The organism is Pedobacter frigiditerrae, from assembly GCF_032678705.1.
Lineage (GTDB): Bacteria > Bacteroidota > Bacteroidia > Sphingobacteriales > Sphingobacteriaceae > Pedobacter > Pedobacter frigiditerrae_A.
The window spans coordinates 2047078-2062285 of sequence record NZ_JAVTSS010000002.1 but is presented as its reverse complement, the minus strand read 5'-3'; the positions used below and the strand labels follow the sequence as shown (position 1 = coordinate 2062285).

Here is a 15208-nt window from a genome sequence, read left to right as displayed (position 1 = left end):
ACCTAAACTTAAACGTTAATTATTAACCAAATATTTAACATTGCAAAGGTAATTTTAGCTTGTTAAAATGATGTTAAATATGGATTACTTTAATGAAAAACTTAATATTGCTCTTCTGTTAATTTTATCTATATTTAATGTTAACTAAATATTAATGCCATGAACGCATTATATAAATATTCGATTTTCTTATTGCTAACGGTCATTACATGTGTGTCTTCTAGTACTCAGGCTAAGGCTCAGAATTACGCATTTGATTTTTATGATGGCACCTTTAACTTCTCAGTAGATAAATCTTTATCTGTAATATTTACAGGAGAATTAAATCAATTGGCAGTGCGCAATTTTTACAAGAAACTAGATACAAGCAGTTATAAAGCTTTAATTAGCTCATTATTATCCTATAAGGAAAAACATAAACTAAACGACTGGCTTTATTATCAATTAATAAGAAAAACAGCGCAACAAATTAGCCCCAAAGCCGAAAACTACAATCGTTACACATTGTATAAATGGTTTTTAATGATAAAATCTGGATACGACGCAAAGGTTGCAATTGGCAATAATCAGATTATTTTTTATGTGAGGAATGATGAAGATATCTCTGACATTCCTTTTTTTGTTATTGATGAAAAAAAATATATGTGCTTAAATTATCATGATTATGGTAAACTCTTTAAAGAAGCTAATACTTACATTCCTGTAGTTATTAATATGCCTGAAGCCTTAACGACTTTTAGCTATAAGGTTACGAAAATGCCAGATTTTAAGCCAGAAGACTATACAGAAAAATCTATCGCTTTTAACTACAAGCACAAGGCCTATCACTTTAAAGTAAAGCTAAACACAGAAGTTGACAAAATTTTCGTCAATTATCCTGGTGTCGATTTTGAGAGCTATTTCAACATCCCGTTAAGCCATGAAACTTACCAATCACTCATTCCACTATTAAAAGAAAATGTAAAAAAAATGAATAAGAAAAATGGAGTAGACTATTTAATGAGGTTTACCCGTTATGCTTTTCTATATGAGAATGACGAAGAGAATTTCGGAAAAGAGAAACGTTTATCGCCGGAACAAACTTTATTAACAAAATATAGCGATTGCGATGATAGAGCTGCTTTATTTTTCTATTTAGTAAAGGAAATTTATAATTTACCAATGATTGCGATGCTTTATCCAACCCATATTACCATGGCAGTACAATTTGAAAAGCCTATTGGTGATATTATTGTATACAATGGTAAATCTTATTCGGTGTGTGAGCCAACCCCTCAAAAACAAGATTTAAAAATTGGCGAATTATCTGCCAGTTTAAAAAACAAACCTTTTCAAGTTGTGTATGCTTACTCACCTTCGGTTAAATAACTGAACAAATTAAAATTGACCAATCTTATTGTTATCTCACTTTTTTTATTTTCATAACTTATTGGATGTTAATTTAAAGAAGTCAATAATGGCATTTATCATTATGTGCCGTTACACAAACAACTTAGAACCTTGCTCCAATACCTAGAACCTTATTATCTTTTATAGAGATATAAACAAATATAGGCCCGAGTAAAGCATCTTGCGTAGTGTTAAACATAACTGCAGCTACATCTACCCCATCTCTTGTTTCAAAGGTTATTACTGCATTTTGCAATGGTGTAATTACAGTTGTTTTAGCATTAGCACTTAAATAGTTCCAAGCTATTTCTCTATATCTTGTTTCCTTATCTATAGGCCTATCTTTTTTACAACCAGAAAAAACAAACAAAATTATACTCAATACAATTAACACATCTTTAACTGGAGCAATTATCAGAGCTAAATTCTTTTTCATAAATATATTTATAACCAATACGTAATTCATATAGCTTTCGCTACATTTTAAATTAATATTTCAATAAAAAAACCGTCTCGATTAAAATCGGGACGGTTTCTATAAAAGTATTTTTAAAATTATTTTACAGCACCAGGAGTTGTGTAAGCTAAAGATTGAGGATCAAAACTTGCCCAACCAGACGCCCAGTTGTCAGTTCCAAAAGCACCTTTATAAGCTACACTTGTAAAACCTGAAGTTAATTTAGCATTAGTAAATAAAGCACCACTTGCAGCTGCTGAACCTGCAACAACTGTAAAGTTTGGCGTACCAATCTTGCCACTAACTGCAGTAACTAAATCAGCTGAATATTTATAAGCATCAGTAATTAAAGTTGATGAAGCTAAAGACGGCTCGAAAACATTACTAGCTGTAAGCAATGGGGTAACAACACCTAAAGCTGTAGCGTTTGAAGCTTTGATTTGATTTGATTTACTATTACATCCGTAAATTAAATTATTTGCAATAACCGTTCTTCCAGCAACTAAGTTTGCTTGTGAATTTTCTGTTGCTGGTGAAGCTGGCAATGCATCATCAATAAAGATACCTTCTGTATAATTTGCAAAAACAGAGTTGAAGATACTAATTGCTGAGTTACGACGAACTTGTGCACCATGTTGGAAGTTAGCATTTACTGAACCTTGACCAACTGGACCTAAGATTGTCATGTTAGAGAATACTGCAGAAGTTTGTGGAGTAGCATTTGTACCAGTTGCATTATTGTCAGATTCAAAACCATTTGAACCAGATACATCAGCTGTTACAGATAAACGTTGGGCTAAACCAAATTGAACTTTACCTGAGAAACCATTATCAGTATCAAAATCATCATCCCAGCTATCAATAGCTAATAAGTGAGTACAGTTAACTGCACCACCAAACCATTCGAAAGCATCATCACCAGAACGATAAACCTCAACATAATCAATTGTAGTACCAGAACCTACTGAACCGAAAGTTAAACCATTAATTTCGTTATCAGGGCCTAAAGCAATACCTGCATATTCAATACGCACATATTTCATTACACCTGAATTATCGGCGTTATCAGTACCACCATGTTTTGCTTTTTCAGAAGCATCAGAAATACCTTCAATAGTTACAGATGTACCTAAGTTATTTAGGCCTTTACCTAACAAAATTACACCACCCCAATCACCATGTGAACGAGCTCCAGCTGCAATACTTGAAGTAAATACGATTGGTTTTTCTGCTGTACCAACTGCCATAATTTTAGCACCTCTTGTAATGATCAAAGCACCTTTAGTTCCTTTGTCACCTTTAATGATAGTTCCAGGCTCAATTGTTAATGTTGCATTATTGGTTACAAAAACATTTCCCTTTAGCACATATATTTTACTCGCAGACCACGTCGCACTAGCAGTTAGATCACCTGTCACTTCTACTGTATTTGCATCAACTGGTGGATTGATATCCTCTTCAACTGTGTTCTTAGAGCAGCTTGCGAAGAAAACCCCTACGCCTAGCATTAAAAGTAATAATTGTTTTTTCATTTTCTTTTTTAATTATTTATTTTACAAAAATGGGTTTTAGATATGATTGGCTAGTTAAAAAAACTTTAAGTTATTGTTAACATTCACTCATATATGATGTTAATTATTTAACATTAAAAGGTGTAAGCAAATGCCAATGAGAAGTTACTTCCAGCTTTATAGCTGCTTGCCGTATAATCTCCTTTAGCTACGCTATATTTTTTATCTTGATCGTTATCATAATAGAAAAGGGTACGTTGATTTAAGATATCACCTGCATTAAATTTAACTTCTCCTTTATTTTTAAGCACCTTCATCGCTAACTGCAAATCCACAACATCACGAGGTTGTTCCCAAATACTATGGAAAAGGACACCTCCAGCAACGTATAATTTGCGTCCAACTCTATTATATAATGCATTAAAGCTTAACTTATCATTTAAGAAACTATGCTGTAATCCTCCGTTAATTACGTAAGGAGCCTGCCCCACCATCGGTCTATTTGGTTCCAATAAATTAATCCCAGTATTTCTTGTTTCAATTTTCGATTTAATTATAGAAACGTTGGTATAGAATGTAGTCTTCTTTAAAAAGTCAGTTTGAGCTATAAAATCAAGAGTTTTACGAAATTCGAACTCAATACCATATACATTTACTTTATCTGTATTGATGTAAGTAATCGTTCTTGAACCAGTTCCGTCATTATTAAATGACTCTATTGCATTGTGAAACCTCTTATAAAATGCTGAAACTGATATTACCTGTCCAGCTTGTGGGTAGAATTCAAATCGAATATCACCATTATCAATTTTAGCTTCTTTTAGGTTAGGGTCTCCTTGTTGAAATGCCAATAATTCATAATCATATACAGATGATGAAGCCAACTCCCTAAACTCTGGGCGAGCAAGCGTACGATAGTAAGAAGCTCTTAAATTAACTTTAGGAGTTAAACTATAGGTATAATTTGCAGATGGTAAAATATCTAAATAATTATCATCAACTGATGTAAGCGGGTTTTTAAGTTTTGCATCTAAAGCAACGTTAAATTGTTCAACACGAACACCCCAAACTAATCTTGACTTTTTACCAAATTTGTTATCAAGCATTAAATATCCAGCATTGGTCATTGAGTTTGCAGTGTAACTATCTGCATTCCCAGGAATTTCATCTAATGAATATGATCCATTACTCAAAACATCGGTTCCATACAAAGTACCTATTGAACGTTGTCTTATAGATGCCGCATCTGGAGATGAAGTGTTCAACAACAAACCTAAAAACCTTGCATCAAATGTACGGTCTCGATACAAAGTACTTACCCCAGTTTTAAAGGTAGATATTTGTCCAAACATTTTAACTGGCAAAGTATAGTTAATTGCAGCAGAATAGGCATCTTCATCTAATTTAGAATATAATCTAGTATTCTCTTTACCCAAAGTGGTAACATTCGCATTAAATACATAATTTGGTGTACCAATATCTGATCTATTTCTATAATAAGACACCTTCTTTTGATCAGGTTGATCATTCAATATATTGCTATAACTAACCGACCAGTTGATTTTTCCACTTTTTTCTCCTATTGGATGCGTACCTTCCAAAGTTGATTTTAATAGTGCTTTTTGCATTAAATCAAAGGCGTAAAATTTAACATCTACACCACCACCAACGCCTGAATTTAATCCTGTTCTAGATAGGAAGTTATCATCATAAGTTCTATTATAGATATTTTTGAAAGTTATTTTACTTTTACCATAACTATAAGCAAAATTTGCAATTGCACCAATATTAGTTGAGAACTTATAAACATTATCCTTATAATCCACATCTGCATAATCACGAATAACTTCATTATTAATATTTTGTGCATTACGATAGGTTATGGATAATAGTGCGCCTAATTTGTTTTTACCTTCGTTAAAACTCTTTACATGTCCTAATGTTAAAAGAAGGTTTTGTGTTGGCAATGCTGTATTGGTATATACATTAAAATCTCTTGGCAAACTCTTCATTGCCGCAATACTTTGTGCTTGAGAAAGCTGCTTATTTACAATTCTACTAGTTGATGGAAAATTTGAAGCTAGGCTTTTATCACCATTATCAAAACCAAGGAAATCTGTTGCATTTCTTACGCCACTTTTAAAGTCCTTGAAGGTAGATGCGGTATTGTAACCCTGACCTATACCGAAACTGAAAAAATTATTATCTGGAATATCCTTTGTTATAATTTGGATTGAACCACCTGTAAAATCTGCCGGTAAATCTGGCGTAGCAGTTTTACTAATAATCAAATTGTCTACTAAATTTGAAGGAACAATGTCAAATGAAAAAGCTTTACGGTTAGGCTCTGTACTTGGTAATGCTGCCCCATCTAGAGTTGCATTATTATAACGATCACTCAATCCCCTAATCACGACAAATTTATTGTCTTGAATGGTAGCACCACTTATTCTTTTCAAAACATCTGAAGTATTTCTATCTGGAGATTTTTTAATTTGATCACTAGAAACACCATCAGAGATTACGGCGCTATTTTTTTGTTTTGCATATAGTGAGTTTACAGACTCTTGCTTAAATGAAGCTGTAATAGTAACCTGATTTAAGGTATTAGCTGTAGACTCCTCTAAAACAATATTAAACGAAGTAGTTTCTTTATCTTTTACTTCTACATCTGCAATCTTTTTAGTTACATAGCCTATATAAGATACTTCAATTACATACTTTCCTGTGGCTAAGCCACCTAAAGTGTATTTTCCATCAACATCTGTACCTACTGCTTTAGTTGTACCAGAAATCTTTACAGCAGCTGCTATTAAGGTTTCACCAGTTTTTTTATCAGATACAGTACCAGAAATTTTTCCTGTTTGTGCGAAAACAGTTGCACCAATAACTACAAATAGTAATGTAAGGAATGCTTTTTTAAGAGTTAATTGTGATTTCAATTTGCCTATTTTTTGTTTCAGCAAAACTATTACCACAATGTTAGCTTCGTGTTAGCTACAAATTACCATTCGTTTACCAACATGTTAACTTAATGTTAAATGGCTAATTAATTAATGTGCCAGGGGCGATTTTGTTATTGACAAAGCTTAATGGTCTATTTTGAACGGTTAACAGCAAATTAACTTTAAAATTGTTCTACACTTTGACAAACTTACTGGACGCCTTAAAGTAGTTTGTCAAAGTTTAACACTAAAAACTTGACAAAATAAAGCTACTCGCTTATAATTTTGTCAAAGTATTATAATCAATATTTCAAACCTATTTTTTTGCAAACGAAATGCAATAACCAAATTGGGCCTATCAACAAAAACTTCACATCATCTAAAAAGGATGGTTTCTTACCTTCAATTTTATGGCCGATGAATTGACCAATCCAAGCTAATACGAAAATTACCAGATAAATTAAACAAGCTGTTAAACTTCCTAAACCAAAAGCTAGTTCTATTTTAACGATAATATAACTCATTAAACCAATAATCCATATCATTAAGAAAAACAGCACAGGCGATAGGGTAAAATAATAATACATCGAAAATGCAATTAAAAAAGATGCCCAGTTTAAATAACCATTATACTGACCTAAAAAATCTAAGTGTGGAAATGGAATTTGCCAAACCAAGCCTAACAAGCTAAAAACAATTAGTGGCACACAAATCCAATGAATGGTTTCGTTGGTTTGATTTTGATGACTTTCTGCATATTTATCAAAAAGCACATCTACTGGGCGTTTTTCTGTTTGTTCCATTTGGTTATTAATTAAATCGTCATGCTGAATTTATTTCAGCATCTGTCCTACAGGAAAGACCCTGAAATAAATTCAGGGTGACGGGATGTACTATAAAGATAAAAAAAGCGCCCCGAAAATTCTGGACGCTTTTAAAAATATTTATCTAGTCATCGGATGAATATTAGAATGTTGCCTATATTCATCCGATGACTATTTATGATTACTTAGCAAAAGCCACAGACCTAGTTTCTCTGATTACTGTAACCTTAATTTGACCTGGATAAGTCATTTCAGTTTGAATACGGTTCGAGATATCTGCTGCTAATAATTCTGCTTGTGCATCTGTAATTCTTTCACTTTCAACAATTACACGTAATTCTCTACCAGCTTGTATGGCAAATGTTTTCTCTACACCTGGGTAAGATAAAGCTAGTTCTTCTAACTCTTTTAAACGTTTGATGTAACTTTCTACAACCTCACGTCTTGCACCTGGTCTTGCACCAGAAATAGAGTCACAAGCTTGGATAATTGGAGAAATCATTGAAGTCATTTCTATCTCGTCATGGTGAGCTCCAATTGCATTACAAACTTCAGGGTGTTCCTTATATTTTTCTGCCAATTGCATACCCAAAATAGCGTGAGGTAATTCTGGATTATCATCAGGCACTTTACCTATATCATGTAATAAACCAGCACGTTTTGCCATCTTAGCATTTAAGCCCAACTCTGCTGCCATCGTAGCACAGAAATTAGCTACCTCACGAGAGTGATGTAATAAGTTTTGTCCGTATGATGAACGGTAACGCATACGACCCACCATTCTAATCAATTCTGGGTGCAAGCCGTGGATACCTAAATCGATAACCGTACGTTCGCCAATCTCAACAATCTCGTCTTCAATTTGCTTTTTGGTTTTAGCCACCACTTCTTCAATACGAGCTGGGTGAATACGACCATCAGTTACCAAACGGTGTAAAGCTAAACGAGCAATCTCTCTTCTTACTGGGTCGAAACCAGATAAAATAATTGCTTCTGGTGTATCATCTACAATAATCTCAATTCCTGTTGCTGCTTCTAAAGCACGAATATTTCTACCTTCTCTACCAATTACACGACCTTTAATTTCATCGCTATCAATATGGAAAATAGAAACAGAATTTTCAATTGCAGCTTCTGCAGCCGTACGTTGAATAGTTTGGATAACTACCTTTTTAGCTTCTTTGCTAGCGGTTAATTTAGCTTCATCAACAATGTCTTTAACCTGCATCATGGCTTGAGCACGAGCTTCGGTTTTCATATTTTCAACCAGTTGATTTTTTGCTTCTTCAGCACTTAAACCAGCAATGGTTTCCAATTGTTGAACGTGTTGATTTTTTAAAACATCAACCTCTTCTTGTTTTTTAACGGCAAGCGATGTTTGTTTTTCTAAATTAGATTTAACATTATCCAACTCCTGCTCTTTACGAGACATATTTTCTATTTTAGAATTAAGCGACTGTTCTTTTTGCTTAATGCTATTCTCACGTTGGTTAACTTCGTTATTTCTCGAATTTACTTGTTGCTCATGCTCAGCTTTCATTTGCAAAAACTTTTCTTTTGCCTCAAGCAATCTATCTTTCTTTAAAATTTCAGCATTGCTTTCTGCATCTCTAAGAATCTTTTTCGCTTTATTCTGTGCAGCAATTTCTTGTTGTTTCAATAGGTTGCGCAATAGGTATCTGCCTATCACAATCCCTAGCGCCAAGCTGGCTAGTATTCCTCCAATTATCCCTGATATATCTATGATATCCATTTCTTGTTTTATATAAAAAAACCGTAACTAAATAATTATGTTGCATGCACTTGGTTTATAAATTCTCCAGCAAAGCTGATGATTAAATAAAATCAAGAAATATTGAAACATAAAAATTTAGCCACGGCCAAATTCTTTTAGCTTAAGATGGTTCACAAATGAATAATCACCTATAAACCAATAAAGAACGATTTATTTAGCGAAAAACCCGTTTAATAAACTATCCAATTCTTCGACTTTGTCAGCTACTTCAGTATCTTGGTTTTGCACCTTATGCTCTGTTCTTAAAACAGCAGTTGCATAATGCAACACTGCCATAGAAAGCAAATCCTGTTTATCTCTAACCGCATAATTTTCTTGGTAGTCCTTTATACGCTCATTAATAATTTTAGCTGCTCGTCTCACAATCTCTTCCTCTTCCATGTTCACCTTTAAGGGGTAAATACGGTCAGAAATAGTTATTTTAATCGAGATTTCTCCCATTTTTTAGCTTAGTTTCAATTTTTTATGTCGCCTATTTTTTAAGCAACACTACACACCTATCAATCTCCCGCACAAATTCGTTAATTTTTTGCTTTATATCAAGTGTCTTTTCACTTGTTCCTTCAATACTCTTTGCCAACTTAAGTACCCTTAACTTTTCATCGAGTTCCTTGTTATTAATTTTAGCAGTTTCTAAAGCTGTTCTTGTTTGTTGGTTTTCTAATTTCAACAAGTCATTTTCTTCCTGCAAAGCACTACACAACTCAATTAATCGAGCTGTTTTATGTAATACACTATTTAATTGTTCTGCAACCGAAGACATTTTTAAATTTTAATATTGAATGAAAAAATATTGAATGAGTGAATGGCTTTTCTGAATATCAATCCCAACATTCTATCACTCAATCATTATATCCCACAATCATTCTTTAACTATTTTCTTATTTCTGCTTTCGCACTTTGCGCTAAGTTAGCTATAATCTTTTGCATAATCGCATCGATTTGCTTATCAGTTAAAGTTTGCTCTTCATCCTGTAAGGTAAAATTCAGTGCATAAGATTTTTTACCAGCTGGCAATTTATCACCTTGGTAAACATCAAAAATCTGAACTTCCTTCAATAATTTTTTCTCTGTTTTAAAAGCAATACTTTCTAAATCTCCAAAAGTAACTGCTTCATCAACCAACATGGAAAGGTCTCTTCTTACTGCTGGATATTTTGGCACCTCTTTATTTACAATCTTGTTTTTTCTAACTGCATCTAACAATAAGGCCCAATCAAAATCTGCATAAAATACAGCTGCATCAACACCTGCTTGTTTTCTATCAGCATTGGTTGCCGCCCCAAAAGAAACTAACGTTTTATCTCCTCTAAAATATTTTAAGCCATAGGCGAAGTTTTCATCCTTAATTTCTTCAGACTGAAAATTACTTAAACCTAAACGGCCAATTACAGCATCAACTGCAGCTTTTAAATTATAAAAGGTAGATGGTGTGGTAACATGGTTCCATTGTTCGCTTTGTTTAGCACCACTGATTAAAACTAACAAACGTGGGCGCTCTACATATTGCTCATTAATTAAATGATAGGTTTTACCAAACTCATATAATTTCAAATCAGAGCTCTTACGATTTTGGTTATACGACACACTTTCTAATGCAGGTTGTAATAAACTTTGACGCATTACATTTAAATCCGAACTTAATGGATTTAAAATCTGTACTGCCTCATCAGGATTTTTAGAATATGCTGAACGAGTTAAAGAGTTACACCAAATTTCTAAGAAACCATTTGCAGTTAACATATCTGCAATTAGGTTTTGTACATTCTCTTTATTAGGCTTTGCCGTGAAAGCTAGAGACGCATTAACCTTAGTTGGGATATGAATATTGTTGTAACCGTAAATACGTAAAACCTCTTCCGTTACATCGCATTCTCGAGTTACGTCTACTTTGTAAGCAGGAACTTTTAAACTTAGTCCTTCTGCTGTTTCATTTGCAACCTCAATTCCTAGAGCTAAAATGATAGCTTTAATTTCTGCTGAAGGAATATCCTGACCAATCAGTTTTACAATATTTGCATAACTAACTTCAACATCAAAAGGATTTGATTTCACAGGATAAATATCAGAAATTGAAGAAGAGATTTCGCCACCAGCAACTTCTTGAATTAATAAAGCTGCACGTTTTAAAGCCAACAATGTAATTTCTGGGTCTGTACCACGCTCAAACCTGAATGATGCATCTGTTTTTAAGTTATGTCTTTTAGAAGTTTTACGTACAGAAACTGAATTGAAATAAGCACTCTCTAAAAATATATTGGTCGTTTGTTCGCTAACGCCCGATGTTTTTCCTCCGAAAACACCTGCTATACACATTGGCTCTTCAGCGTTGCAAATCATCAAATCATCTGCAGAAAGTTTACGCTCTACATCATCTAAAGTTACAAATGGAGTTCCTTCTGCAACTTTTTTGACGATTACTTTTTTGCCTTTAATTTTGTCGGCATCAAAAGCATGTAAAGGTTGACCAAGTTCATGCAATACATAATTGGTTACATCTACAATATTATTAATTGGGCGAATGCCAATAACTTTTAATTTATCTTTTAACCAATCTGGTGAGGATTTTACAGTTACACCAGCAATTGTTACACTACTATAACGTGGACAAGCTGCCGTATCCTCAACCTCAACTGCGATGGTTAAATTTTCATTAGCAGTTTTAAAACTAGCAATATCTGGCATTTGATAAGAAGTACGCAAATAAGCTGCTAAATCTCTAGCCACACCTAAGTGTGATGCTGCATCTGCCCTATTTGGTGTTAAGCCTATTTCGAAAACAAAATCGTCTTCCATTTTGAAATAAGATTTTGCAGCAATGCCGATTTCAGTATCTTCTGGCAAAACCATGATACCTGCGTGAGAAGCACCCAAGCCAATTTCATCTTCAGCACAAATCATCCCTTCAGAAACTTCGCCTCTAATTTTAGATTTATTTATTTTAAATGGTTCACCCTCATTAGGAAAAACTGTTGTGCCCACCGTAGCAACAACAACTTTCTGATTTACACCAACATTTGGCGCACCACAAACAATTTGCAACAACTCGCCAGTGCCAACATTTACCTTTGTTACACGTAAGCGGTCTGCATTTGGATGCTGCTCACATTCAACCACGTGGCCAATTACCAGTCCATCTAAGCCACCTACAATAGGCTGTACCTTTTCCAAACTTTCTACCTCTAAACCAATATTGGTTAAGATGAGCGAAATTTCTTGTGGAGTTTTATCAGTTTGTATAAATTGTTTAAGCCAGCTATATGATATTTTCATCTGAGTATTGCGTATATGCGATAGGCGTTTAGCGAGAGCTGAACGCTGTACGCTAAACGCCTATCTAATTTTAGTAAAGTGCAAAGATATTATTTAATGCGGAAAGGTAAAGCCAGAAAGCAAACAAAGTGAGCATTGTTTTGTTTATGATGAGCGATAAGCAACTAAATAGCCCAAAGATGAAAATTCTGAGTTTCATACTCGTCATTTGCTTGTATTTTTCTAATACAAAAGCACAAGAAATAACTTATAAATCTTTGGCAGGAAAATGGGAATATGAAAGTCCTAAAAAGAAAACAAAAGTGCTTTACGAATTTGCTATCGACAAAAGTTTCACATCCACAACAGAACACAAGGAAAAAGAATTAGTGTTAAAAGGCACCTATCAAATCGATAAAATAAATGAAATAGATAGATTAAAGCTTAGCACACTTTCGGCAGAAACTCAAAGCAAAACCATCATCAATAGTTATTTTATCAAATTTTTGAACACCGATAGTTTAAAAGTTCAAATAGTAACCGATAAACAAGAAGTATGGCGTTCCGAAAATCGCAGGAATACGATGATTTTTGTAAGGAAGAAAGAAAAGCCAAAGGAATAAGCTAATTATCGAGTTCAAGTTTCAATAACCTTTTCGATTTATTATTTCATTATAACAATAGGATTTTGGCCTGAATTTCCAGTTTCTATTCTTGATTTAGCTACACCATTAATCCAAATTTGTTGCAATAGTGTATTTGTTTTTCTATCCGCATTAAATTCTCCAACAATCTCATCTTCCGTACCATCTTTGTACCTTATAAATTGAGTGATTTTGTTGCCGATGAAATTTTCAGGACTTATATCAAAGTACATTTGAAACCTACTCTTGCCATTTTCAGTCCTAATTTTAAAATATTTCGCTGCATCTAAGTTTCCTTTATATAGTCGCACTTTTAATCCATTTCTTAAAACATATATATCTACATTTTCTTCCGTAAGCGCTCCTGTAGTATTTAAGTTTAATAAATCTTCACCCTTTGAATTTACAAATGAGAAACTCACATCTGCATTGATAACTACACCTCCAATTGGTTTTTCACAACTAGTAATTATCAAAACAAGCAGTATTATTCCTAATATTTTTTTCATCATTTCTAAGTTAAAATAACAACCTTACAAAAACAGGCAAATGGTCTGAATAATAACGTTGGTCTTTACTATCAGATAAGACAGCAAATTTCTGAACCTTAAAAGCCTTGTTTACAAAAATGTAATCGATTTTATCTTTCAGAGGACTATCCCATTTAAAACTATTAAAAGTTCCTGTTGGGCCATAAGGAGGTTCAACGGTGATTTCTTTAGTATCTATCAAAAAAGATTTGATTGTTGCTATGGCTTCTGTTTCTGGAGTTACATTTAGATCTCCAGTAAAAACAACAGGCAATTTTGGCGCAATTTCTTGAATTTTTTGTTTAATTAACTTTGCCGATTCAATTCTTGCCTGTACGCCCACATGATCGTAGTGCGTGTTAAAAACGATGAACTCTTTTTTATTAGATTTATCGTATAATTTTACCCAAGAGCAAATTCTGTTTAAAGCCGCGTCCCAACCTTTGCTTGGCACATCAGGTGTTAACGATAACCAAAATGTGCCTCCATCCTTTTTTGTAAAACGATTTTTATTAAAATAGATGGCAGAAAATTCGCCTTTGCGTTTACCATCATCTCTACCAACACCAACGACATCAAAATCTGAGTTGGTTAATAAATCGTCGAACTGATCTGGTAGTGCTTCTTGCACACATAAAATATCAGCATCATAAAACTTTACCAATGCTTTAACATTGTCTTTTCTATTTGGCCAGGCATTAATACCATCAGATTTTACATTTAACCTAATGTTATAGGACATGATATTTATTGGTTGATTTTTCTGTGCATTTGTTGCCGTTGATATCGATAAACAAATCAATACAAATAAAATGGTCTTTTTCATAATGGCTAAATTACAAATCAGATGTTAAATAATTGTAAAGAATTAGTTTCGTTGTCACTGAATTGCTTTTCACTTACAGACCTCTCCTATCGTCGAAGTGACGGTAGGTTAGTTACATCAAGCTTTCATCAGCCATGCTTAAATAAGAATGATCGGTAATAATTAAATGATCATAAATTGGAATTTCGAGCAACAAGCCTGCTTGTACCATTTTTTTTGTCAGATTAATATCTGCAGAACTTGCTTTTAAATTACCAGAGGGATGATTATGAGCTAAAACTATATTTGCAGCATTATTTTCTATGGCTACTTTAAAGATAACTTTAGGATCTGCAACTGTACCAGATTGTCCGCCTTTGCTTATTAAATGTTTGCTGGTTACAAAGTTGGCCCTGTTGAGCACCAAAATCCAAAATTCTTCGTGAACTAAATCTGCCAACTCGCTTCTCAAAATTTCGTAGGCATCCTTTGAGGAAGTAATTTTTACGGGACCTTCCTTTTCTGACTCCTTTCTTCTTCTCCCCAATTCTAAAGCTGCTACAATAGAAATTGCCTTGGCTTCTCCTATACCTTTAAATTTAGAAAGGTCTTTAACGCTTAATTTGGCAACTTTTGCTAAATCGTTCTGATAAAAATTAAGAATACGCTTGCTTAAATCAACTGCAGTTTCAGTTCTACTGCCAGATCCGATTAGAATAGCTATTAATTCTGCATCGGTTAATTGCCTTCTACCTTGAAGTAGTAATTTTTCTCTCGGTCTATCAGCTTCTGCCCAAGCTTTGATGCCTAGTTTTTGGTCGTAATTATCCATCCTGTTGTTTTTATCTTTTGTTTGCAATCGGGATGGATTGAATTCTAAATATAGAAATTGTATTTATTAAAACAATTTCAAGAACTATTTTAAATTTAACATATAATCAACACGTTGGCGAGGACGCCAATGTTCGCGATTTGCGATGTTGGCGTCCCCGCCAACAAGAGCTATATCCTCAAACGTAAAAATATAGACGCAAAAAAAACGGTATCGCTAAAAGC

General features: G+C 33.7%; 13 protein-coding genes. 2 read left to right on the top strand and 11 right to left on the bottom strand.

Annotated features, from left to right (window positions below):
• Positions 1-159: 159 nt before the first annotated feature.
• Positions 160-1368 carry a hypothetical protein gene (locus R2Q59_RS19820; RefSeq protein WP_316787166.1) on the top strand — a complete coding sequence of 403 codons (1209 nt, stop codon included), beginning with the start codon at positions 160-162 and terminating at the stop codon, positions 1366-1368.
• A 124-nt stretch (positions 1369-1492) separates the two neighbouring features.
• Here the strand turns inward: R2Q59_RS19820 and R2Q59_RS19815 are convergent, their stop codons facing one another.
• The 8 genes from R2Q59_RS19815 to pheT all read right to left on the bottom strand — a co-directional run bounded on the left by R2Q59_RS19815 (position 1493) and on the right by pheT (position 12194).
• Positions 1493-1825 (bottom strand): hypothetical protein, encoded by a 333-nt coding sequence (locus R2Q59_RS19815; protein WP_316787164.1) that lies wholly within the window; start codon positions 1823-1825, stop codon positions 1493-1495.
• A gap of 119 nt (positions 1826-1944) precedes the next feature.
• Positions 1945-3378 carry a hypothetical protein gene (locus tag R2Q59_RS19810; RefSeq protein WP_316787162.1) on the bottom strand — a complete coding sequence of 478 codons (1434 nt, stop codon included), beginning with the start codon at positions 3376-3378 and terminating at the stop codon, positions 1945-1947.
• A 113-nt stretch (positions 3379-3491) separates the two neighbouring features.
• On the bottom strand, positions 3492-6299 hold the full coding sequence (locus R2Q59_RS19805) for a TonB-dependent receptor (protein ID WP_316787161.1): 2808 nt from the start codon (positions 6297-6299) through the stop codon (positions 3492-3494).
• A gap of 305 nt (positions 6300-6604) precedes the next feature.
• A complete protein-coding gene (locus R2Q59_RS19800; RefSeq protein WP_316787159.1) occupies positions 6605-7105 on the bottom strand; it encodes a DUF962 domain-containing protein in 501 nt (166 codons plus the stop codon).
• A 202-nt stretch (positions 7106-7307) separates the two neighbouring features.
• Positions 7308-8879: a ribonuclease Y gene (gene rny, locus R2Q59_RS19795; RefSeq protein ID WP_316772127.1), complete on the bottom strand. Its 1572-nt coding sequence runs from the start codon at positions 8877-8879 to the stop codon at positions 7308-7310.
• A gap of 192 nt (positions 8880-9071) precedes the next feature.
• Complete coding sequence (locus R2Q59_RS19790) at positions 9072-9362, bottom strand: cell division protein ZapA (protein ID WP_131555659.1); 291 nt, start codon at positions 9360-9362, stop codon at positions 9072-9074.
• Positions 9363-9393: 31 nt separating this feature from the next.
• Complete coding sequence (locus tag R2Q59_RS19785) at positions 9394-9684, bottom strand: hypothetical protein (protein ID WP_316772120.1); 291 nt, start codon at positions 9682-9684, stop codon at positions 9394-9396.
• 110 nt (positions 9685-9794) lie between these two features.
• Positions 9795-12194 (bottom strand): phenylalanine--tRNA ligase subunit beta, encoded by a 2400-nt coding sequence (pheT, locus tag R2Q59_RS19780; RefSeq protein WP_316787157.1) that lies wholly within the window; start codon positions 12192-12194, stop codon positions 9795-9797.
• A 179-nt stretch (positions 12195-12373) separates the two neighbouring features.
• Here pheT and R2Q59_RS19775 point away from each other — a divergent pair, with 179 nt between their 5' ends.
• Entirely contained in the window at positions 12374-12796 is a 423-nt protein-coding gene (locus R2Q59_RS19775; RefSeq protein ID WP_316787156.1) for a hypothetical protein, read from the top strand.
• Positions 12797-12837: 41 nt separating this feature from the next.
• Here the strand turns inward: R2Q59_RS19775 and R2Q59_RS19770 are convergent, their stop codons facing one another.
• From R2Q59_RS19770 to radC, 3 genes are all read right to left on the bottom strand, one after another.
• On the bottom strand, positions 12838-13326 hold the full coding sequence (locus R2Q59_RS19770) for a hypothetical protein (RefSeq protein WP_316787155.1): 489 nt from the start codon (positions 13324-13326) through the stop codon (positions 12838-12840).
• 10 nt (positions 13327-13336) lie between these two features.
• Positions 13337-14173 carry an endonuclease/exonuclease/phosphatase family protein gene (locus R2Q59_RS19765; RefSeq protein ID WP_316787154.1) on the bottom strand — a complete coding sequence of 279 codons (837 nt, stop codon included), beginning with the start codon at positions 14171-14173 and terminating at the stop codon, positions 13337-13339.
• Between the two features lie 112 nt (positions 14174-14285).
• Positions 14286-14984 carry a RadC family protein gene (radC, locus tag R2Q59_RS19760; protein WP_316787324.1) on the bottom strand — a complete coding sequence of 233 codons (699 nt, stop codon included), beginning with the start codon at positions 14982-14984 and terminating at the stop codon, positions 14286-14288.
• Positions 14985-15208 lie beyond the last annotated feature (224 nt).

What these genes read in the sequence shown, in the direction of transcription:
- R2Q59_RS19820 (WP_316787166.1), top strand. Translation starts at nt 160, where the DNA reads ATGAACGCATTATATAAATATTCGATTTTCTTATTGCTAACGGTCATT.
- R2Q59_RS19815 (WP_316787164.1), bottom strand. Translation starts at nt 1,825, where the DNA reads ATGAAAAAGAATTTAGCTCTGATAATTGCTCCAGTTAAAGATGTGTTA.
- R2Q59_RS19810 (WP_316787162.1), bottom strand. Translation starts at nt 3,378, where the DNA reads ATGAAAAAACAATTATTACTTTTAATGCTAGGCGTAGGGGTTTTCTTC.
- R2Q59_RS19800 (WP_316787159.1), bottom strand. Translation starts at nt 7,105, where the DNA reads ATGGAACAAACAGAAAAACGCCCAGTAGATGTGCTTTTTGATAAATAT.
- rny (WP_316772127.1), bottom strand. Translation starts at nt 8,879, where the DNA reads ATGGATATCATAGATATATCAGGGATAATTGGAGGAATACTAGCCAGC.
- R2Q59_RS19790 (WP_131555659.1), bottom strand. Translation starts at nt 9,362, where the DNA reads ATGGGAGAAATCTCGATTAAAATAACTATTTCTGACCGTATTTACCCC.
- R2Q59_RS19785 (WP_316772120.1), bottom strand. Translation starts at nt 9,684, where the DNA reads ATGTCTTCGGTTGCAGAACAATTAAATAGTGTATTACATAAAACAGCT.
- pheT (WP_316787157.1), bottom strand. Translation starts at nt 12,194, where the DNA reads ATGAAAATATCATATAGCTGGCTTAAACAATTTATACAAACTGATAAA.
- R2Q59_RS19775 (WP_316787156.1), top strand. Translation starts at nt 12,374, where the DNA reads ATGAAAATTCTGAGTTTCATACTCGTCATTTGCTTGTATTTTTCTAAT.
- R2Q59_RS19770 (WP_316787155.1), bottom strand. Translation starts at nt 13,326, where the DNA reads ATGAAAAAAATATTAGGAATAATACTGCTTGTTTTGATAATTACTAGT.
- R2Q59_RS19765 (WP_316787154.1), bottom strand. Translation starts at nt 14,173, where the DNA reads ATGAAAAAGACCATTTTATTTGTATTGATTTGTTTATCGATATCAACG.
- radC (WP_316787324.1), bottom strand. Translation starts at nt 14,984, where the DNA reads ATGGATAATTACGACCAAAAACTAGGCATCAAAGCTTGGGCAGAAGCT.